Genomic DNA, 18474 nt, shown 5'->3' with positions numbered 1-18474 from the left:
CGACGGGGGATGAGAGATGAGTGGAGCATCATCGTTAGGAGCGGGAAGTAACGGACAAGTAGCACCACGTCAGGAACAGCGCATGCCCAGGATGTTCTGGCGGATCCTGATCACGGCCACAGCGGCGGGCGGCGCCTTCCTGCTGACCAGCATTCTCAACGAGGACGACGGCAACATCTGGCAGTGGGTGGCGTCCATCGTCATCGGCAGCGCGGCACTGATCGTGCAGTTCCTCATCGACTTCGGCGAGCGGTTCGAGAAGGTCGACACCCGCTTCAACGAGATCCTCGCCGCGACGACGCTGTTCAGCCAGGTCGACGGTTCGGTCCTGCGCTCCGACGAGGTGACCCGGCTGGTCCTCGGCTACACCAAGGTCCGTGAGCAGGGCGGCGACATCGTGCAGGCCTTCGCGGAGAAGGAGCTGGGCCGCCTCGCCAAGATGATGGAGGGGCTCGGCAGCGGCAGCGCGGACTGTCCCGGCGAGAACCACGAGTGGCTGATCGACATCACCGACTGCGTCAAGATGACCCTCGACGCCACCAGCACCTCGGTGGACCGCGAGTTCTGGAGCAGTGGGCCCGCCGACCGGTACCTCGCCGCGCAGGAGAAGGCGATCAAGCGGCGCGGCGTGGAGATCCGGCGCCTGTTCATCGTGCGGACCGAGGACGAGGTCACGCCGGAGCTCAGAGCGCTGTGTGAGGACCATCGCCGGCGTGGCATCGACGCGCGGATCGCGGTGCGGTCGCTGATGGAGTCGAACCCCAGGGTGAGCGACTTCATCGTCTTCGACGGCGAACTCTGCCACGAGACCAAGCCGGACCAGGAGAACAACCCGGACAGCACGTTGCTGAGCACCGACCCGGACCACATCGAGGACCACATCACCCAGTTCGCCGACCTATGGGCGGAGGGGGAGCGTCAGCAGACGGCTCCGCGGGTCACCGCAGAGACGTGAGGAACCCGTCCCAGGCGTAGGCGGGGACGAGGAGTACGGGGCTGTCCGAGGCGAGCTTGGAGTCTCGGACGGGGACTACGCCGGGGAGGCCAGAGGCGACCTCGACGCAGTCTTCCCCACCGTCGCCGGTGCTGTAGCTGCTCTTGTGCCAGCGGGCGGTGCTCAGGTTGTATTCGCGCATCGTCTGTGGTCCTCCACTGCCGACTCAATCAGGGCCAGGGACGCCTCCGGCGACAACGCGGCGGCCCTGATGAGATCGTAGGACGCTTGGACGTGCCTCACTACTGCCGGGTCGTCCAGCAGATTCGCCGAACGCACCCCCTCTGTATAGACGGTTGGTGGCGTGTCCTCGAACTCCATGAGCTTCACCATCTTGCCCATCCACGGGTGCGCCCCGGCCGCGAACGGCAGCACCTGTACCAGCACCTTGCGCTCCTGCATCAGCGCCGCGATGTGGTCCAGCTGATGCGCCATGACCGCCGGGTTGCCGACCGGGATGCGTAGGGCCGCCTCGTGCAGGATCGCCCAATACACGGGCCGTGTAGCGTCCTTGAGGAGCCGAGTCCGGGCCATGCGTCCCCTGAGCAACTCCTCAATGTACTCATCGGCGGCGAGCGGATTGCTCGCCACGAAGACCGCTCGTGCGTACTCCGGCGTCTGGAGAAGCCCCGGGACCACCATCGGCGCGTACTCGCAGATCTCCGTCGCCATCCGCTCAAGCTCTGCCGCATGCGCGAAGTACTCCGTATACGGCTGCTCCTTGATGAGCTTTCGCCAAAGCCGCTCGAAAATACCGTCGGTTTGCAGGGACTCATCAATCCGCTGGGCGACATCAAGTTGCGGCTTTCGAATTGCCTGTTCGAACTGGCCGATGTATCCACCGGAGACAAATACCCGGGAACCCAACTCGACCTGAGTGATCCCGGCGTTCTCCCTCCGCCGCTTCAGTTCCGCCCCGAAGAACTCCCACGCCGCCTGACGCGAACCGTTGGCCATGGCCAACCCCCTTGTACTGCCCTGCACTTGTAGGGCACAGACTCCTGCCGAGTCTAGGTGTCGCAGGTCACCATGGAGTTGGAAAGCGTGAAACCCGAATTCCAGGGGAGCAAGGTGACGGCACGACACTCGGCGCGCTGCGTCGAAGAAGCGGAGGCAGCAGTGAAGGAATTGCGGGCGGCACTGGAGAAGGCAGGAATTACGCTTCCGACACTCCGGATCGATCCGGCGAGTCTTGCGCGTGAGGCCCCGTGCCCGCTCGTCGAATTGGGCCGTTGTTCCGTCGAGATCGCGCAGCGCCTCGCGGCGGTGCTGCGTTGAGGCCGCCTATCGGGGCGTATGTGGTCGACACTCGTTCGGGTCGGATCGGCATCGTGATGGGACATGAGGGGCCGTATGTGCAGCTGAGGCCGTATGGGGGAGGCAAGGAGTGGGACGTCGAGCCGGCGTCGGTTCGGGGCGCGACGCCCGCCGAGCGGCTGCGCGCCGCGACGTCGTACGCGAACGCACGCAGCAGGGGTGAGGTTCCTTGACGTAGGTGCGTGCGCATAGGGTGCGGCGGCATGGCCTTGTGGAAATGGAGAAGGCGTGGTGCGAAGGCGGCCCGCCGCTACCCTGTGCCGCTCACCACGCACCAGCTGTGGATGGTGTCGCTGAGCGCGCCGGTGAGCCGGGACAAGGGCGCCTCGCGGACGACGCTGTACCCGTATGTGCGGATCGACGACGACAGTGCCCGGCGCTGGTTGGCCGACCAGTGGGAGATCACCTCGCGTGAGCAGCTGGTCGGTCGGCTCGACGACCTGGCCCGCAGCGGTTACCGGGCGCGGGCGTACCGGCAGACGGGCATGTCTCCGCTCGCCTGGGATGCCGCGCTGTACGTCGACATCACCCGCCGGGGCTTCGCCTGCGGCCTGATCGGCGAGGGCGACGCCTGGACCGCGCTGAAGAACATCGTGCCGACGGTGGTGAGGCAGTACACCTCGTGGCAGGAGTACGCCGATCACTATCTGCTCGGCCGGCACGTGTGGCGGGCGGGGCTGCGGGACGCGGGGGACTCCGATCTGCCGGCGTCACAGGCGGTCGCCGACGAGCATCTGCGGGCCCTGCTGGACCCGGCGAACCGCTCCAGCCCGTGGAATCAAGCCCCCTGGGACGCGATCAGCCACCCCGACCGCACCCGCTGACTGCCGCCGTACGCGAGAATGAACCCATGAGTCTGTTCCGCGACGACGGCATCGTGCTGCGCACCCAGAAGCTCGGGGAAGCGGACCGGATCATCACGCTGCTCACTCGTGGGCACGGGCGGGTGCGGGCCGTGGCGCGGGGTGTGCGGCGTACGAAGTCCAAGTTCGGTGCCCGTCTCGAACCGTTCTCCCATGTCGACGTGCAGTTCTTCGCGCGGGGCAGCGAGCTGATCGGGCGCGGGCTGCCGCTGTGCACGCAGAGCGAGACCATCGCTCCGTACGGCGGCGGGATCGTGACGGACTACGCCCGCTACACCGCCGGGACCGTCATGCTGGAGACCGCCGAGCGGTTCACCGACCACGAGGGCGAGCCGGCGGTGCAGCAGTATCTGCTGCTGGTCGGGGCCCTGCGGACGCTCTCGCGCGGCGAGCACGCGCCGAACCTCGTGCTCGACGCCTTCCTGCTGCGCTCGCTCGCCGTCAACGGCTACGCCCCGACCTTCAGCGACTGTGCGAAATGCGGCATGCCCGGACCGAACCGCTTCTTCTCGGTCGCCTCCGGAGGCTCGGTCTGTGTCGACTGCCGGGTGCCCGGTAGCGTCGTACCGTCGCCGCAGACCCTGGAACTGCTCGGTGCGCTGCTTACGGGAGACTGGGAGACGGCGGACGCCTGCGAGCCGCGGCACGTCCGGGAGGGCAGCGGTCTGGTCTCTGCCTATCTGCACTGGCACCTGGAACGCGGACTGCGTTCGCTTCGATACGTGGAAAAGTAAGGGAGACGAGAAGCACATGGTCGTACGCGGGATCCTGGGGCGGCAGCGTCGGGAGTACAAGGCGCCGGAGCCGCATCCGTCCGGGGCCCGTGCGCCGAAGCTCCCGGGTGAGCTGATCCCGAAGCATGTGGCGATCGTCATGGACGGGAACGGCCGCTGGGCGAAGGAGCGCGGGCTGCCGCGCACCGAGGGGCACAAGGTCGGCGCCGAGCGGGTGCTGGACGTGCTCCAGGGCGGGGTCGAGATGGGCGTCGGCGCGATCTCGCTGTACGCCTTCTCCACCGAGAACTGGAAGCGCTCGCCGGACGAGGTGCGCTTCCTGATGAACTTCAACCGCGACTTCATCCGCAAGACCCGCGATCAGCTCGACGATCTGGGGATCCGGGTGCGGTGGGTCGGGCGGATGCCGAAGCTGTGGAAGTCGGTCGCCAGGGAGCTGGAGATCTCCCAGGAGCAGACCAAGGACAACGACAAGCTGACGCTGTACTTCTGCATGAACTACGGCGGCCGGGCCGAGATCGCGGACGCCGCGCAGGCGCTGGCCCAGGACGTGAAGGCCGGCCGGCTGGACCCGTCGAAGGTCAACGAGAAGACCTTCGCGAAGTACCTGTACTACCCGGACATGCCGGACGTGGACCTGTTCCTGCGCCCGAGCGGTGAGCAGCGCACCTCCAACTACCTTCTCTGGCAGAGCGCTTACGCCGAGATGGTCTTCCAGGACGTGCTGTGGCCGGACTTCGACCGGCGCGACCTGTGGCGGGCCTGCGTGGAGTTCGCCTCGCGCGACCGGCGGTTCGGGGGCGCGATCCCGAACGAGGAGCTGCTGGCGATGGAGGGCCGCCCCGAGGAGGGCTGACCCCCTGGACACACGGGAACGGCCCCGCTCCACCGAAGTGGAGCGGGGCCGTTCGCGGTTCTGCTCAGGCGGACATCACGCGTTGTTGACGATCGTGTAGTCCTTGCACTCGCCATCGGGGGCGCGGCAGAACTTGAAGCCGATCGTCTTGCCCTCCGGCAGGTCGTACACGCCGCCATTGCTGGCCCTCTTGGTGGCGCTGTTGCCCTCGCCGCCGACGGTGAAGGAGTAGCGCGGGTTGCCGCTCGGGCTGCCGACGTACACGTTCATCGTGACACCACGGCCGTCGGCGTCGTTGTCCTTGATCGTGACAACGTCGCCGTACTTGTTGAAGTGCCCGACGCCGCTCCAGTCGACGCCAGGCACGTTCCCCCAGGCGTCCCCCGTGTGCATGCTGAGGTCGGCCGCCGCCGCAGAGTTCGCGACAGCCATCACGAGCGCGGCGCTCGTAGCGGCCACACCCGCCATACGTCCCAGTCTCAAGTTGTTCTCCCCTGTGATCTATGTGGCTCCTGTGGTCGCAGAAGCCGTAATGATCATATGAACGCATGATCACGAAAAGATCACTAGAGGGCCATGTTTTGGTCAACTGGCTGGAAATGGTCAGCTGTTGGCGGCCGCGCACTCCGCGCACGTACCGAAGATCTCCACCGTGTGCGCCACGTTCACATAGCCGTGCTCGACGGCGATCGCGTCCGCCCACTTCTCCACGGCCGGGCCCTCGACCTCGACCGCCTTGCCGCAGACGCGGCAGACCAGGTGGTGGTGGTGCTCGCCGGTCGAGCAGCGGCGGTACACCGACTCGCCGTCGGAGGTGCGCAGGACGTCGACCTCGCCGGCGTCGGCGAGGTTCTGGAGGGTGCGGTAGACCGTGGTCAGTCCGACCGAGTCGCCCTTGTGCTTGAGCATGTCGTGCAGTTCCTGCGCGCTGCGGAACTCGTCGACCTCGTCAAGGGCCGCCGCCACGGCGGCCCGCTGCCGAGTCGCGCGGCCCTTTACGGGCGGTCCAGCGGTCGTCACCGGTTTGCCTCCTCACGTCTGCGCCTTGCCGGGCCATTGTGCCAGCCCGGGCAGAGCGCGGTCAGACGCTCACCTTCCCGTCGCTCTCCCTGCTGGCCGGAATCGCGCACTCCGCCGGGTCGCCGGAAGGCTGCGCCGCCGCCAGGGCACGGGCCCTGCGCCGGGCCAGCGGGGTCGCCAGCGCGGTGAGCGCGATGAACGCGCCGATGGTCAGCAGCACGATCGTCGCGCCGGGCGGGACGTCCTGGTAGTACGAAGTGACGGTGCCGCCGATCGTCACGGTGACGCCGATCGCGACGGCGATGGCGAACGTCGCCGCGAAGCTGCGCGTCAGCTGCTGCGCCGCCGCCACCGGCACCACCATCAGCGCGCTCACCAGCAGCAGGCCGACCACCCGCATCGCGACCGTCACCGTCACCGCCGCGGTGATCGCCGTCAGCAGGTTCAGGGCGCGCACCGGAAGGCCGGTGACCCTCGCGAACTCCTCGTCCTGGCTGACCGCGAACAACTGGCGGCGCAGGCCGAGGGTGACCAGGACCACGAAGGCCGCGAGCAGGATGATCGCCGTCACGTCCGACTCGCTCACCGTGGACAGGGAGCCGAAGAGGTACGAGGTCAGGTTGGCGTTCGAGCCGCCCGGCGCGAGGTTGATCAACATCACACCGCCGGCCATGCCGCCGTAGAAGAGCATCGCGAGGGCGAGGTCGCCGCGCATCCTGCCGTACCAGCGGATCAGTTCCATGGCGATCGCGCCGAGGACCGACACCAGCGTCGCCATCCACACCGGCGACCAGGAGAGGAGGAAGCCCAGGCCGACACCCGTCATCGCGACATGGCCGATTCCGTCGCCCATCAGGGCCTGGCGGCGCTGGACGAGGTAGATGCCGACGGCGGGGGCGGTGATGCCGACCAGGACTGCGGCGAGCAGCGCCCGCTGCATGAAGTCGTAGTTCAGGAAGTCCATCAGCTCAGCAGTCCCGTCCGGATCGGTTCGGCGTCGTGAGCCGCGTGCGGGTGTACGTGGTCGTGGCCGGGCAGCGCGTGCTGGCCGAGCGCCTTCGGAGGCGGCCCGTCGTGCATGACACAGCCGTCGCGCAGGACGACCGCCCGATCGATCAAGGGCTCCAGGGGGCCCAGTTCGTGCAGCACGAGCAGGACCGTCGCACCGCCCGCGACCTGCTCCCTGAGCGTGTGCGCGAGCACTTCCTGGCTGGCCAGGTCAACGCCTGCCATCGGCTCGTCCATGATCAGCAGCTCGGGCTCGGAGGCCAGGGCGCGGGCTATGAGAACGCGCTGGTGCTGGCCGCCGGAGAGGGCGTTGACCGAGTCCTTCACGCGGTCCGCCATGCCGACCAGCTCCAGGGCGTGCCGGACGGCCGTGTGGTCGGCCTTGCGGAAGACGCCGAAGCGGGTGCGGGAGAGGCGGCCCGAGGAGACGACCTCGCCGACCGTGGCGGGCACCCCGCCGGCGGCCGTCGTGCGCTGCGGGACGTAGCCCACCCGCGCCCAGTCGCGGAACCGGGCCCGCGGGGCGCCGAACAGCTCGATCTCGCCGGCGCTGACCGGCACCTGGCCGATGACACCGCGCACGGCCGTCGACTTGCCCGAGCCGTTGGCGCCGAGCAGGGCGACGACCTCACCGCGGTGCACGGTGAGGTCGATGCCGCGCAGGACGGGGCGCGAGCCCAGCTCGGCGCGGACGCCGCGCAGCGATATGACGGGCTCGGTCATGCCGTCCTCCATGGGGTCGATCATTTGGCTCCCAGAGCCGTCTTCAGGGCCGTGAGGTTGGCCTCCATGACCGCGATGTAGTCGTCGCCCTCGGACTTGTCGGTGATGCCTTCGAGCGGGTCGAGCACGTCCGTCTTCAGGCCCGCGTCGTCGGCGAGGGTCTTCGCGGTCTTGTCGGACACCAGTGTCTCGTAGAAGACAGTGGTCACGCCGTCGGCCTTGGCCTCTTCCTGGAGCTCCTTGATCCGGGCCGGGCTGGGCTCGCTCTCCGGGTCGAGGCCGGAGATGGCCTCCTGGGTCAGGCCGTAGCGCTCGGCGAGGTAGCCGAAGGCGGCGTGGTTGGTGAAGAAGACCTTGCTCTTGGTGTTCCTCAGGCCGTCCGCGAACTGCGTGTTGAGGCCGTCGAGCTTCTTGACCAGCGCGTCGGCGTTCTTCTTGTAGTCGGCCGCATGGTCCGGGTCCGCCTTCTCGAAGGCGCCGGCGACGCCCTTGGCGATCTCGGCGTACTTCACCGGGTCGAGCCAGACGTGCGGGTCGAGGGCGTGCTCCTCCTCTTCGGAGTGCCCCTCCTCGGTGTGGGCCTCCTCGCCCGCGTGCTCGTGCTCGACGTCGCCGTGGTCCTCCAGCTTGGTCAGCGTGGCGGCGTCGATCTTCGTCTTGAGACCCGCCTGCGCGATGGCCTCGTCGACGGACGGCTGCAGACCCTTGAGGTAGAGCGCCGCGTCGGACTCTTCGAGCTGTGCCCGCTGCTGGGCGCTGATCTCCAGGTCGTGCGGCTCCTGGCCGGGCTCGGTCAGGCTGGTGACCTTCACATGGTCGCCGCCTATCTGCTCGGCGAGGAAGGCCATCGGGTAGAACGACGCGACGACGTCGAACTTCTCCGTGTTGCCCGCGGCCGCGCTGTCCGAGGAGCAGGCGGAGAGGGTGCCGATGCCGACTGCGGTGACGGCCGCGAGGGCGATCCCGGATATGTGAGGTCGTCGTACGTTCATGACAGTCATTTTCAGCGAAGTTGGAAACGGTTGTCAACAAGCGTGAGCAGCTGTCCACAGAGGGCTACCGATTTGATTGAGGGGGAGTGCCCGCCGGTACCCTGGAGCATTCGCTGTGAAGCGCCTCGCTTCGTCGCCCGTCGTCGTAATGAAGAGAGCACCGTGGCCGCCGACAAGATCGACACCATCGTCAGCCTGAGCAAGCGCCGTGGCTTCGTATTCCCCTGCAGTGAGATCTACGGCGGTCAGCGCGCCGCCTGGGACTACGGGCCGCTGGGTGTCGAGCTCAAGGAGAACCTCAAGCGCCAGTGGTGGCGTTACATGGTGACGTCGCGCGAGGACGTCGTCGGTATCGACTCGTCCGTGATCCTGGCCCCCGAGGTCTGGGTCGCCTCCGGCCATGTCGCCACTTTCACGGACCCGCTGACCGAGTGCACCTCCTGCCACAAGCGGTTCCGCGCGGACCACCTGGAGGAGGCCTACGAGGCGAAGAAGGGCCACCTCCCGGAGAACGGCCTCGCGGATGTGAACTGCCCGAACTGCGGCAACAAGGGCCAGTTCACCGAGCCGAAGCAGTTCTCGGGTCTGCTCTCCACCCACCTCGGCCCGACGCAGGACTCCGGCTCCATCGCCTACCTGCGCCCCGAGACCGCCCAGGGCATCTTCACCAACTTCTCCCTCGTGCAGACCACCTCGCGCCGCAAGCCGCCGTTCGGCATCGCGCAGATGGGCAAGTCCTTCCGCAACGAGATCACGCCCGGCAACTTCATCTTCCGCACCCGCGAGTTCGAGCAGATGGAGATGGAGTTCTTCGTCAAGCCGGGCGAGGACGAGAAGTGGCAGGAGTACTGGATGGAGCAGCGCTGGAACTGGTACACCGGCCTGGGCCTGCGCGAGGAGAACATGCGGTGGTACGACCACCCGAAGGAGAAGCTCTCCCACTACTCCAAGCGCACCGCTGACATCGAGTACCGCTTCCAGTTCGGCGGCAACGAGTGGGGCGAGCTGGAGGGTGTCGCCAACCGCACCGACTACGACCTGAACGCCCACTCCAAGGCCTCCGGCCAGGACCTCGCCTACTACGACCAGGAGGCCTCCGAGCGCTGGACGCCGTACGTCATCGAGCCCGCGGCCGGTGTCGGCCGCGCGATGCTGGCGTTCCTGCTCGACGCCTATGTCGAGGACGAGGCGCCGAACGCCAAGGGCAAGATGGAGAAGCGGACCGTTCTGCGTCTGGACCACCGCCTGGCGCCGGTGAAGGTGGCCGTGCTGCCGCTGTCCCGGAACCCGGAGCTCTCCCCGAAGGCCAAGGGCCTCGCCCAGGCGCTGCGGCAGAACTGGAACATCGAGTTCGACGACGCCGGCGCCATCGGCCGCCGCTACCGCCGCCAGGACGAGATCGGCACGCCGTACTGCGTGACGGTCGACTTCGACACGCTCGAGGACAACGCCGTGACGGTGCGTGAGCGCGACTCGATGAAGCAGGAGCGTATCTCCCTCGACCAGATCGAGGGCTACCTGGCGAGCCGCCTCGTCGGCGCCTGAGGGACCCGCTGAAAAACCCCGATTCCGTTACGGACGTAACAGACGTAACGGAATCGGGGTTTTTGCCGTCCGTACGGCGATCCGCTCCGAAGGAGAGGGCGTGCGCGGCCCGCAGCGGGCGGGGCGCGGAACCTCATCCGGGGGCATCATGCGCAAGCAAGCAGTGATCGGGGCGGCCGTACTCGCTCTGGCGATCGGGTCGGTCGGCTACGTGGCCGCGAGCGACGGCGACCGGCACGGCGACTCGGCCGCCGGTGTCGAGGCGAAGGGTGGAGCCGGGGGCGGGCTGCCGCAGGCGTCGGGTGACCGGCTCGTCGGCGTCGGCCTGACCGGCGACCAGCGGCTCGTCCGCTTCCGTGTCGAGCGGCCCGGTGTCGTCCTTCCGCTGGGCAGGGTGAGCGGGCTCCAGGGCGACAGCAGGCTCGTCGGCATCGACTACCGGGTGCAGAACAACAAGCTGTACGGCGTCGGCGACAAGGGCGGCGTCTACACGATCCGGGAGATCGGCGCCAAGGCCACCAAGGTCTCGCAGCTGAGCGTCGCCCTCCAGGGCCGGTCCTTCGGCGTCGACTTCAACCCGGCCGCCAACCGGCTGCGCGTCATCAGCGACACCGGCCAGAACCTGCGCCACAACCTCGACGACCCGGCGGGCGCCCCGGCAGCGGGCACCACGGCCGTCGACGGCACCCTCACCAACCCGCCGGTGCCGCCCGCGACGACCGGGGCGACAGCGACGGGGGTGACGGCGGCCGCGTACACGAACAACGACCTCGACACGACGACGGCCACGACGCTCTTCGACCTCGACACCGTCCAGGACCAGGTCTCCGTCCAGTCCCCGGCCAACGCGGGCAACCTTGCCCCGACCGGGAAGACGGGCGTGGACCTGCCGCCCGACTCGGGCTTCGACATCTACAGCTCGCCGGCCGCCGGCACCAACTCCGGCTACGCGGTGACCGGTTCGCGTGTCCTGCGCGTCAACCTGCTCACCGGCAGGGCGACGGTCACCGGGGGCTTCCCGAAGGGGCGGCAGGTGGTGGACGTGGCGCTACCGCTGCGGCAGGGCTGACCGCGCGCTCACAGTTCCAGATCGGCGTAGAGGGCGGCGTGGTCGGAGGCCGCGTCCGCCCTCGTCTTCACCGTGTCGAAGTGATCGATGCCCTTGGCGGAGATCCCCCGGGTTTCGAGGCCGACGTGCTGCACTTCCTTCCACAAGGACGGCGGCAGCATGAGGTAGTCGAGCTTGTCCTGTTCGCCCTTGCACTGCCCGTGAGTGCCGTGCAACTTCCCGTGATAGGCGGGGTGGTCCATCACGTCGCGCAGACCGGTGTCCCGCAGCACCGCGATCGGTTCACTGTCGGGGAAGTCGTTCAGGTCCCCGGCGACGATGACGTGCGGGGAGCGCTCCAGCGCGGCCCGGTAGATCTCCGCGACGCGCCTCGCCTGGGTCAGGCGAAGGAACGGGTTGTCGTCGGCCTTGCTCTTCAGATGGTTGCCCAGGACCACGAGGTTCGTGTCGTCCAGTTCGATCTCGAACTCGGGGCAGTCGCGGCTGAAGAGGCGCTTGTCGGCGCGTTCCGGGTTGGTGTCGAAGACGTGGGAGCGGATGGTCGTGATCGGGTGGCGGCTGAGGATCCCGATGTCGATGCCTCGGGGGTCGTTGCCGTCGATCAGCATGCTGTAGGGGTACGGCCGCCTGCCCAGGGACTCGCCCAGGACCTGGGTGTTGAAGCGCTCCAGGGTGAGCCGGTCCTCGACCTCGACGGTGAGCAGGATGTCGGCGTCGACCTCCGCCACGACCCGGCCGGTGTTGTGCACGGCGGTCCAGTCGAGGTTGTCGCGGACGAGGTCCACCCAGCCCGTCCAGTCGGCGCGGCCCTTCGCCTTGAGGGTGATGGCGATGTCGTTCTGCACCCGCCGTGAAGTGAACAGCGTGTGCTGGCCGCGGGTCTCGTTGATGACGAACTGCCGGGTGCTGTCCTTGTCGCCGTCGTAGATCCCGTGCTTCTTGATGAGCTCGGCGATCCGGTCCTTGTCGGGCTCGTAGTTCGTCTTCTCCAGAAGGGAGACCAACTCGGCGTAGTGCTCCAGGACTTCCTGCTGCTCCTTGTGGTCCTGCATCCCGAAGACCTTGAGCCGGCGGAAGAGGTTCTCGGTGTTGAAGGTGGCGATACGGACGGTCATGGCGCGCCTCCTCGGGCGGCGCAGAACTACCGCGCGGCCGGCGGCAGGCGCCGCCGGGGTCACTGCGCGCCGACAATTCCCATTGTCCGAGGGGTGCGCGGGGGTGTCCAACGGAGCCGATTGGTCCGCCAGGCTGTTCGTCGATTGGCCCTGTATGGGGAGGCGGCTGCCGCGGCAGGCTCGGCCGCATGAGTCTCGCCTTCCTTCTCACCACCCTTGTCGTCGTGGCCACCCCGGGCACCGGTGTCGTCTACACCCTCGCCGCCGGACTCTCCCGTGGACGGCGGGCGAGTGTGGTGGCCGCACTCGGCTGCACGCTCGGGATCGTGCCGCACATGGTGGCCACCGTCACCGGCGTCGCCGCGCTGCTGCACGCGAGCGCGACCGCGTTCCAGGTGCTGAAGTTCGCCGGTGTCGCCTATCTGCTGTACATGGCCTGGGCGACGATCAGGGACAAGGAGGCCCTCGTGGTGGAGGAGGACGGCGCGTCCCTCTCCGCGGGGCGGGTGATCGTGCGCGGGGTGCTGATCAATGTGCTCAATCCGAAGCTGACGATGTTCTTCTTCGCCTTCCTCCCGCAGTTCGTGGACCCGGGCCGGGCGGACGCAATGCCGCGCATGCTCGCGCTCAGCGGGGTGTTCATGGCGGCGACGTTCGTGGTCTTCGCGGCGTACGGCGTCCTCGCGGCCTCCGTACGCAGCCACGTCACCTCCCGGCCCCGGGTGATGACGTGGCTGCGGCGGACCTTCGCCGGGTCCTTCGTGGCGCTGGGCGCGAAGCTGGCGGTCACCGCCCGCTAGGGCCCTGTCCGGCGCACGCGTTCCAGGTGGATCAGCAGCGGGCTGCTGCCGAACAGGGTGAGCCGCTGGACGTGCACGGGGGACAGGCCGAGCGCCAGGGCGTGGCCCAGGCCGCCCGCCTCGGAGAGCAGCACGACCGCGCCTCGTCGGTCAGGACGCGGGCGAGTACGTGCCACCAGCGCTCCGGGTGCCCGGCGAGACGGCCGCCCGCGCCGACCTGTTCTCCCCAGGGCGGGTTGCACAGGACCCGGTCGATGCTGCGGTCGGGGAGGGGGAGGGCGCCGGCGTCGCCGTGTTCGACGGTGATGGGCAGCGGGGCGGCGTTCTGCCGTGCGGCCCTTCTCGCCGTCGGGTCGAGGTCGAAGCCGAGCAGGGTGGTGCCCGGCGCCGTGTGGTGGGCCTCGATCAGCAGGGTGCCCGCGCCGCAGCACGGTCCAGCACCCGTTGCCCCGGGCGCAGTTCGGCCGCCTGGGCCAGGGCGGCGGCGACCGGTGGGGGCAGGGTGCCCGGGATGGTCGCGTTCTTGTAGGAGCGCCGGTGCGCGGGACGCCGCCCCAGGCGCAGCAGCAGGGTGGCGTGCCTGCCGTCCAGGGTCAGCCGCCATCCGCTGTGGCCGGGCGGGGGCGCGGCGCCGTGCCGGCGCGAGTGGTACGGCACGCTCGGCCAGCACCCGGCCGACGTTGTCCTCGATGTCGTAGCGGTTGTACGTCCTGCGGCCGAGGAAGGACGCCGAGATCTCGATGCCGTCGCCGAAGCCGGGTGGGCCGCCGTGCGTCCGGCGGCCCCGTGCCAGACCTTCCAGGTCGACCGCATGGGCCAGTTCGGTCAGGGCGGTCAGGTCGCTCCTGTGCGGGCCGATGTCGCCGCGGCGGTGGGTCGGCAGGAAGACATCGTCGGCGGTCCGTGGCCGCAGGGGCTTGTCGTCGTCCGTCCGGAAGCCCACCTCGCGGTGGCCGATCCAGTCGATGTCCGTCCCGCATCGTCGGCGCCGGGGTGTGCCGCGTCGTGCCGGCGGAGCGGCTAGCGCAGGGGGAAGTACGTCGTCATGATCGAAAAAGCGTACCAGCGGGCCGGGTTCGCGTGAGAGCCTTCGGCATGGCCGTCATCCACCACACCACCCTCAAGCCGACGAAGCTCGAACTGCTCACCTCGTGGCTGCCCTCCCGCCCGTGGTACGGCGGCTCCGGTGCACCCCTTCTGGCCAAGGCCGGTGGCTTCCGGCTGGACGACCCGAAGGGCGAGGTCGGGATCGAGTTCATGGTGATCACCGATTCCGCGGGTCCCGAAACGGTGAGCTACCTGACGCCGCTGACCTATCGCGGCGCCCCTCTCGACGGCGCCGAGCACGCCCTCGTCGGGACCATGGAGCACGGGGTGCTGGGCCGGCGCTGGGCCTACGACGGCTGCCACGACCCGGTGCTGGCCGACCGGTTGTGGGCCCTGGTCGAGGGGCGGGCCGAGGCGCAGGCGCAGAGCGTCACCGACACCGTCGACCGCGAGGTCACCCGCTCCTACGCAGGCCAGGGCCTTGCGGTGGGGCAGGGCACCGCCCCGGTCGTCGAGGACTCGCAGGACGGCACCCGGCTGACCGCACCGGACGGCACGACCCTGCGGCTGCACCGCGTCCTGCGGCCGGCCCCGCAGGATGCGCCGCTCCTCCCCGAGGGCGCCGTCGGCCATGTCGCCGGCGCCTGGCAACTGCCGGACGGCACCCGCGTGCACGGACTGTTCGCCGCCCTGCACGGGGATGCGTGACGTGAGACTGTCCGACGGGGTGATCGCCCTGTCCCCGCTGTGCCCGGACGACGCCGAGGTACATCTCGCCGGGGAGGACGAGGAGTTGGTCCGCCGGCTGAGCGGCGGTCCCGGCACGCGCGAGGGCGTCGAGGCCTACCTCCGACACTGCGAGGACCAGTGGGCCAAGGCCGGCTCGCTGCGCGCCTTCGGCATCCGCGTGGGCGTCGACGAGACGCTCGCCGGCACGATCGACCTGCGGTTCGAGGCGGAGGGCCTGGCCTCCGGCCAGGTCAATGTCGCCTACGGCCTGTACCCGACGTGGCGGGGGCGCGGCCTGGCCACCCGCGCCGTCCTCCTGGCCTGCCGGTACGCGGCCGGTGCGGGCGGGAAGGAGGCCGTGATCCAGGTGGAGCCGGACAACACGGCGTCCGCCGCCGTCGCCCGCCGGACGGGGTTCACGCCCGGCGGGCAGCGGTTCGGCGCGGACGGGACACTGCTCGACCAGTACGTCCGGGACCTCGGCGACCAGGGGATCAACGGCCCTGCAACGACCTGACGTTGTCGCCGAACGTCCAGTTCTTCGAGCCGTCCCAGTTGATCGACCAGGTCATCAGGCCCTTGAGCGAGCTGCCGTAGTGCCGCCAGGCCTCGGCGACGAGGGACGGTGACATGTAGCCGCCGCCCGCACCCGACTGGGCGGGCAGGCCGGGCACCTGCTTGTCGTACGGCACCTTGATGGTCGTTCCCTGCACCACCAGGCCCTTGTTCAGGCAGTCGGTCTGCGCGACGAAGCCCGCGACGGTGCCGGCGGAGTAGGAGTCGCCGGAACAGCCGTACATGCTGCCGTTGTAGTACTGCATGTTCAGCCACCACAGGCGGCCGTTGTCGGCGTACTTCTTGATGACGGGGAGGTAGGCGCCCCAGATCGAGCCGTAGACGACGCTGCCGCCGGTGACGTACGCCGTCTCGGGGGCCATCGTCAGGCCGAAGTTGGACGGCATCTGCGCGAGGATCCCGTCGATGATGCGGATCAGGTTGGCCTGGGACGTGGACAGCTGGGCGATGTTGCCGCTGCCGGTCAGGCCCGTCTCGATGTCGATGTCGATGCCGTCGAAGTTGTACTGCTTCAGGATCGGGACGATCGTCGCGACGAACTTGTCCGCGACGGCCGTCGAGTTGAGGTCGATGCCGGCCGTCGCGCCGCCGATCGAGAGCAGGATCGTCTGGCCGGACGCCTTGGCCGCGCACATCTCCGCGGGGGTGGCCACCTTCACCCCGCTGTCCATGCCGTCCTCCCACAGCGCCGTGCCGTCGGAGCGGATGACCGGGAACGCCGCGTTGATCACGTTGTAGCCGTGCGCGGCCATACGGGAGTCGGTGATCGGGGTCCAGCCTAAGGGCGGGTGGACGCCGTTGGCGGCGCCGTCCCAGTTCTCCCAGTAGCCCTGGAGGACCTTGCCGGACGGTTTCGACTTCACGGCGCAGGTGTCGGCCGTGGGGGCGGCCGAGGCGGCGGTGGCGGCGGGGAGCTGGGTCAGACAGGCGGTCGCCAGTGCGGCGGCGGCCAGGCGCAGGGCGCGGCGGAGCATACGGGGCCTCCCGGTGGGGGGTGCGGTGAGGTGTCGTAGGCATGACAGCCTGCTCGTGGTCCAGACCTCTCGTCAATAGGTCTGGACCAATCCGTGACCCGCGCTGACAGGTATGGACTGTGCTGACAAGTATGGACTGACAGATATTGAAATCTGTCAGCTGTTAGGGCATGGTGGAGGCATGACGATGCGAACCCACCCCCTCGGAACCACCGGCCCCCAGGTCTCCGCCCTCGGCCTCGGCTGCATGGGCATGTCCGCGCTGTACGGCGACGCGGACCGGACCGAATCGATCGCCACCGTCCACGCCGCCCTGGAAGCGGGCGTGACGCTGCTCGACACCGGCGACTTCTACGCCATGGGCCACAACGAGATGCTGATCGGCGAGGCCCTGCGCACCGCGCCCTCCGCCCTGCGCGAACAGGCCCAGGTCAGCGTGAAGTTCGGCGCCCTGCGCTCCCCGGACGGCGACTGGGCCGGCTACGACGGCCGCCCGGCCGCCGTGAAGAACTTCGCCGCCTACTCCCTCCAGCGCCTGGGCGTCGACCACATCGACGTCTACCGGATCGCCCGGCTCGACCCCGACGTACCGATCGAGGAGACCGTCGGCGCGATCTCGGAACTGATCGAGAAGGGATACGTCCGCCATGTGGGCCTCAGCGAGGTCGGCGCCGACACGATCCGCCGGGCCGCCGCCACCGCGCCGATCGCCGACCTCCAGATCGAGTACTCCCTGATCTCCCGCGGCATCGAGGAGTCGGTCCTGCCGACCACCCGTGAGCTGGGCATCTCCATCACCGCGTACGGCGTCCTGTCCCGCGGGCTGATCTCCGGCCACTTCACCCGCGACCGGCAGCTCGCCGCCGGCGACTTCCGCGCCCACTCGCCCCGCTTCCAGGGCGAGAACCTCCGGCACAACCTCGACCTGGTCGAGGCACTGCGGAAGATCGCCGAGCAGAAGGGCGTCTCCGTCGCCCAGATCGCCATCGCCTGGGTGCTCTCACGGGGCGCGCAGCACAACGACGACATCGTGCCGCTCGTCGGCGCCCGCACCCGCGAGCGGCTCACCGAGTCGCTGGGCGCGCTGGACGTCACGCTGGACGCCGCCGACCTCGCCGCGATCGAGCGGGCGGTGCCGGCGGACGCGGCGGCGGGCGAGCGCTACCCGGCCCCGCAGATGGCCCACCTGGGCAGCAAGTAGTGATCCCGGCGCCGGATCCTTTGCCAGGTACGGTCTAGGGCATGCCGTCGACGCCCCAGACCCTGACCGCCGAGCGCATCCTCGAAGCCACCGAGGAGGTGCTGCGCCGCCATGGCCCGGCCAAGGCCACCGTGGTCGACGTGGCCCGCGCGCTCGGCGTCAGCCATGGCAGCGTCTACCGGCACTTCCGTACGAAGGCGGCGCTGCGGGAGGCGGTCACCAAGAGGTGGCTGGACCGCACGACGGGGGTGCTCGCGGCCATCGTCGCCGCCCCGGATCTGGACCCGGAGACCCGGTTGCGCGAGTGGCTGGCGGCCCTCTTCGCAGCCAAGCGCCGCAAGGCGTTCGACGACCCCGAGCTGTTCGCCACGTACACCGTGCTGACCACCGAGACCGTCGAGACCGTCGTCGGCGAACACGTCGCCGAACTCACCGGCCAGCTCACCGAGATCGTCCGCGCGGGCGCCGCCGCGGGCGCCTTCACCGCCGAGGACCCGGCCACCGCCGCCGGCGCCGTCTTCCGCGCGACGGACCGCTTCCACGACCCGCACTACGCCAGGGAGTGGGAACAGCCGGGCGTGGAGGACGACTTCGAGGCGCTCCTGAATCTGCTGATCCGGGGGCTGCGGGCCGGCGGCTGAGCGCTGCTCATCCGTCGGACCCGGCCTCGGCCGGGTCCACCGTCGCCTGGTGGGCCTCCGCCAGGTGCTCCTCCGCCTTCAGCCAGGGCAGGAACTGTGCGCTCTTGCGCCAGCCACAGGTGTCGCATCTGATCGAGCGCTGCGCGCCTTTGCGCTGTACTCGTACGACATGCTCGCGCCCGTGGTGGTCCCAGCGGCTCACCTTGCTCGTGTTGATCTCCAGCATGACGCCTCCAGCGTCCCAGGACATCGAGTCTGCGTTCGCGCACT

24 protein-coding genes are annotated in these 18474 nt (G+C 69.2%); 13 read left to right on the top strand and 11 right to left on the bottom strand.

Features of this window, described 5'->3' with window-relative positions:
- Window positions 1–82 precede the first annotated feature (82 nt).
- A complete protein-coding gene (locus OG254_RS16335; RefSeq protein WP_405582367.1) occupies window positions 83–955 on the top strand; it encodes a DUF6879 family protein in 873 nt (290 codons plus the stop codon).
- On the opposite strand, the gene OG254_RS16330 is transcribed toward OG254_RS16335, so the two are convergent.
- Window positions 939–1136, bottom strand: a complete 198-nt coding sequence (locus OG254_RS16330; RefSeq protein ID WP_405582365.1) for a DUF397 domain-containing protein — start codon at window positions 1134–1136, stop codon at window positions 939–941. The two genes, OG254_RS16335 and OG254_RS16330, sit on opposite strands and share 17 nt — an antisense overlap.
- Window positions 1118–1951 (bottom strand): helix-turn-helix transcriptional regulator, encoded by an 834-nt coding sequence (locus OG254_RS16325; RefSeq protein WP_405582363.1) that lies wholly within the window; start codon window positions 1949–1951, stop codon window positions 1118–1120. Before OG254_RS16325 ends, OG254_RS16330 begins: the two co-directional genes overlap by 19 nt.
- 57 nt (window positions 1952–2008) lie before the next feature.
- Between OG254_RS16325 and OG254_RS16320 the strand changes: the two genes are divergently transcribed.
- The 5 genes from OG254_RS16320 to OG254_RS16300 are packed head-to-tail and all read left to right on the top strand — an operon-like array spanning window position 2009 to window position 4764.
- A complete protein-coding gene (locus tag OG254_RS16320) occupies window positions 2009–2272 on the top strand; it encodes a hypothetical protein (RefSeq protein ID WP_405582361.1) in 264 nt (87 codons plus the stop codon).
- Window positions 2269–2484, top strand: a complete 216-nt coding sequence (locus OG254_RS16315) for a hypothetical protein (protein ID WP_405582359.1) — start codon at window positions 2269–2271, stop codon at window positions 2482–2484. The genes OG254_RS16320 and OG254_RS16315 overlap by 4 nt, the downstream gene beginning before the upstream one ends.
- 30 nt (window positions 2485–2514) lie before the next feature.
- Window positions 2515–3135, top strand: a complete 621-nt coding sequence (locus OG254_RS16310; protein WP_405582357.1) for a DUF1266 domain-containing protein — start codon at window positions 2515–2517, stop codon at window positions 3133–3135.
- 26 nt (window positions 3136–3161) lie between these two features.
- Window positions 3162–3908, top strand: a complete 747-nt coding sequence (gene recO / locus OG254_RS16305) for a DNA repair protein RecO (protein WP_405582354.1) — start codon at window positions 3162–3164, stop codon at window positions 3906–3908.
- Window positions 3909–3924: 16 nt separating this feature from the next.
- Window positions 3925–4764 (top strand): isoprenyl transferase, encoded by an 840-nt coding sequence (locus tag OG254_RS16300; protein WP_405582352.1) that lies wholly within the window; start codon window positions 3925–3927, stop codon window positions 4762–4764.
- A gap of 75 nt (window positions 4765–4839) precedes the next feature.
- Here the strand turns inward: OG254_RS16300 and OG254_RS16295 are convergent, their stop codons facing one another.
- From OG254_RS16295 to OG254_RS16275, 5 genes are all read right to left on the bottom strand, one after another.
- A complete protein-coding gene (locus OG254_RS16295; protein ID WP_405582349.1) occupies window positions 4840–5247 on the bottom strand; it encodes a hypothetical protein in 408 nt (135 codons plus the stop codon).
- A 120-nt stretch (window positions 5248–5367) separates the two neighbouring features.
- Window positions 5368–5784 (bottom strand): Fur family transcriptional regulator, encoded by a 417-nt coding sequence (locus tag OG254_RS16290; RefSeq protein WP_405582346.1) that lies wholly within the window; start codon window positions 5782–5784, stop codon window positions 5368–5370.
- Window positions 5785–5845: 61 nt separating this feature from the next.
- Complete coding sequence (locus tag OG254_RS16285; protein WP_405582344.1) at window positions 5846–6748, bottom strand: metal ABC transporter permease; 903 nt, start codon at window positions 6746–6748, stop codon at window positions 5846–5848.
- Window positions 6748–7515 (bottom strand): metal ABC transporter ATP-binding protein, encoded by a 768-nt coding sequence (locus tag OG254_RS16280; protein ID WP_405582342.1) that lies wholly within the window; start codon window positions 7513–7515, stop codon window positions 6748–6750. Before OG254_RS16280 ends, OG254_RS16285 begins: the two co-directional genes overlap by 1 nt.
- Window positions 7516–7535: 20 nt before the next feature.
- A complete protein-coding gene (locus tag OG254_RS16275; RefSeq protein WP_405582340.1) occupies window positions 7536–8507 on the bottom strand; it encodes a metal ABC transporter substrate-binding protein in 972 nt (323 codons plus the stop codon).
- Between the two features lie 162 nt (window positions 8508–8669).
- On the opposite strand from OG254_RS16275, the gene OG254_RS16270 reads away from it, so the two are divergent.
- Both OG254_RS16270 and OG254_RS16265 read left to right on the top strand, forming a co-directional pair.
- Window positions 8670–10052, top strand: a complete 1383-nt coding sequence (locus OG254_RS16270; RefSeq protein ID WP_405582338.1) for a glycine--tRNA ligase — start codon at window positions 8670–8672, stop codon at window positions 10050–10052.
- A gap of 148 nt (window positions 10053–10200) precedes the next feature.
- Entirely contained in the window at window positions 10201–11121 is a 921-nt protein-coding gene (locus OG254_RS16265) for a DUF4394 domain-containing protein (RefSeq protein ID WP_405582335.1), read from the top strand.
- A gap of 8 nt (window positions 11122–11129) precedes the next feature.
- On the opposite strand, the gene OG254_RS16260 is transcribed toward OG254_RS16265, so the two are convergent.
- Window positions 11130–12236, bottom strand: coding sequence for an endonuclease/exonuclease/phosphatase family protein (locus OG254_RS16260; RefSeq protein ID WP_405582332.1), 1107 nt, complete (start codon window positions 12234–12236; stop codon window positions 11130–11132).
- Between the two features lie 188 nt (window positions 12237–12424).
- Here OG254_RS16260 and OG254_RS16255 point away from each other — a divergent pair, with 188 nt between their 5' ends.
- On the top strand, window positions 12425–13036 hold the full coding sequence (locus OG254_RS16255; RefSeq protein WP_405582329.1) for a LysE family translocator: 612 nt from the start codon (window positions 12425–12427) through the stop codon (window positions 13034–13036).
- A gap of 31 nt (window positions 13037–13067) precedes the next feature.
- Here OG254_RS16255 and OG254_RS16250 read toward each other — a convergent pair whose 3' ends face one another.
- Window positions 13068–13979: a methyltransferase domain-containing protein gene (locus OG254_RS16250; RefSeq protein ID WP_405582326.1), complete on the bottom strand. Its 912-nt coding sequence runs from the start codon at window positions 13977–13979 to the stop codon at window positions 13068–13070.
- A 152-nt stretch (window positions 13980–14131) separates the two neighbouring features.
- Between OG254_RS16250 and OG254_RS16245 the strand changes: the two genes are divergently transcribed.
- Window positions 14132–14791 (top strand): maltokinase N-terminal cap-like domain-containing protein, encoded by a 660-nt coding sequence (locus OG254_RS16245; protein ID WP_405582324.1) that lies wholly within the window; start codon window positions 14132–14134, stop codon window positions 14789–14791.
- Window positions 14784–15329 carry a GNAT family N-acetyltransferase gene (locus OG254_RS16240; protein ID WP_405582321.1) on the top strand — a complete coding sequence of 182 codons (546 nt, stop codon included), beginning with the start codon at window positions 14784–14786 and terminating at the stop codon, window positions 15327–15329. Before OG254_RS16245 ends, OG254_RS16240 begins: the two co-directional genes overlap by 8 nt.
- On the opposite strand, the gene OG254_RS16235 is transcribed toward OG254_RS16240, so the two are convergent.
- The gene (locus OG254_RS16235) at window positions 15307–16362 is read right to left on the bottom strand and encodes a chitinase (protein WP_405582318.1); all 1056 of its coding nucleotides are present in this window, start codon (window positions 16360–16362) and stop codon (window positions 15307–15309) included. The two genes, OG254_RS16240 and OG254_RS16235, sit on opposite strands and share 23 nt — an antisense overlap.
- A gap of 181 nt (window positions 16363–16543) precedes the next feature.
- Between OG254_RS16235 and OG254_RS16230 the strand changes: the two genes are divergently transcribed.
- Together OG254_RS16230 and OG254_RS16225 are read left to right on the top strand one after the other, a co-directional pair.
- Window positions 16544–17563: an aldo/keto reductase gene (locus OG254_RS16230; protein WP_405582316.1), complete on the top strand. Its 1020-nt coding sequence runs from the start codon at window positions 16544–16546 to the stop codon at window positions 17561–17563.
- Between the two features lie 41 nt (window positions 17564–17604).
- The gene (locus OG254_RS16225) at window positions 17605–18204 is read left to right on the top strand and encodes a TetR family transcriptional regulator (RefSeq protein WP_405582313.1); all 600 of its coding nucleotides are present in this window, start codon (window positions 17605–17607) and stop codon (window positions 18202–18204) included.
- 7 nt (window positions 18205–18211) lie between these two features.
- Here the strand turns inward: OG254_RS16225 and OG254_RS16220 are convergent, their stop codons facing one another.
- The gene (locus tag OG254_RS16220; protein WP_351188006.1) at window positions 18212–18430 is read right to left on the bottom strand and encodes a hypothetical protein; all 219 of its coding nucleotides are present in this window, start codon (window positions 18428–18430) and stop codon (window positions 18212–18214) included.
- Between the last annotated feature and the right edge of the window lie 44 nt (window positions 18431–18474).

The sequence above is a fragment of the Streptomyces sp. NBC_01092 genome (assembly GCF_045039535.1).
Lineage (GTDB): Bacteria > Actinomycetota > Actinomycetes > Streptomycetales > Streptomycetaceae > Streptomyces.
Note: the sequence above shows the minus strand (reverse complement) of the source record. Positions and strands in the feature narration are given on the sequence as shown.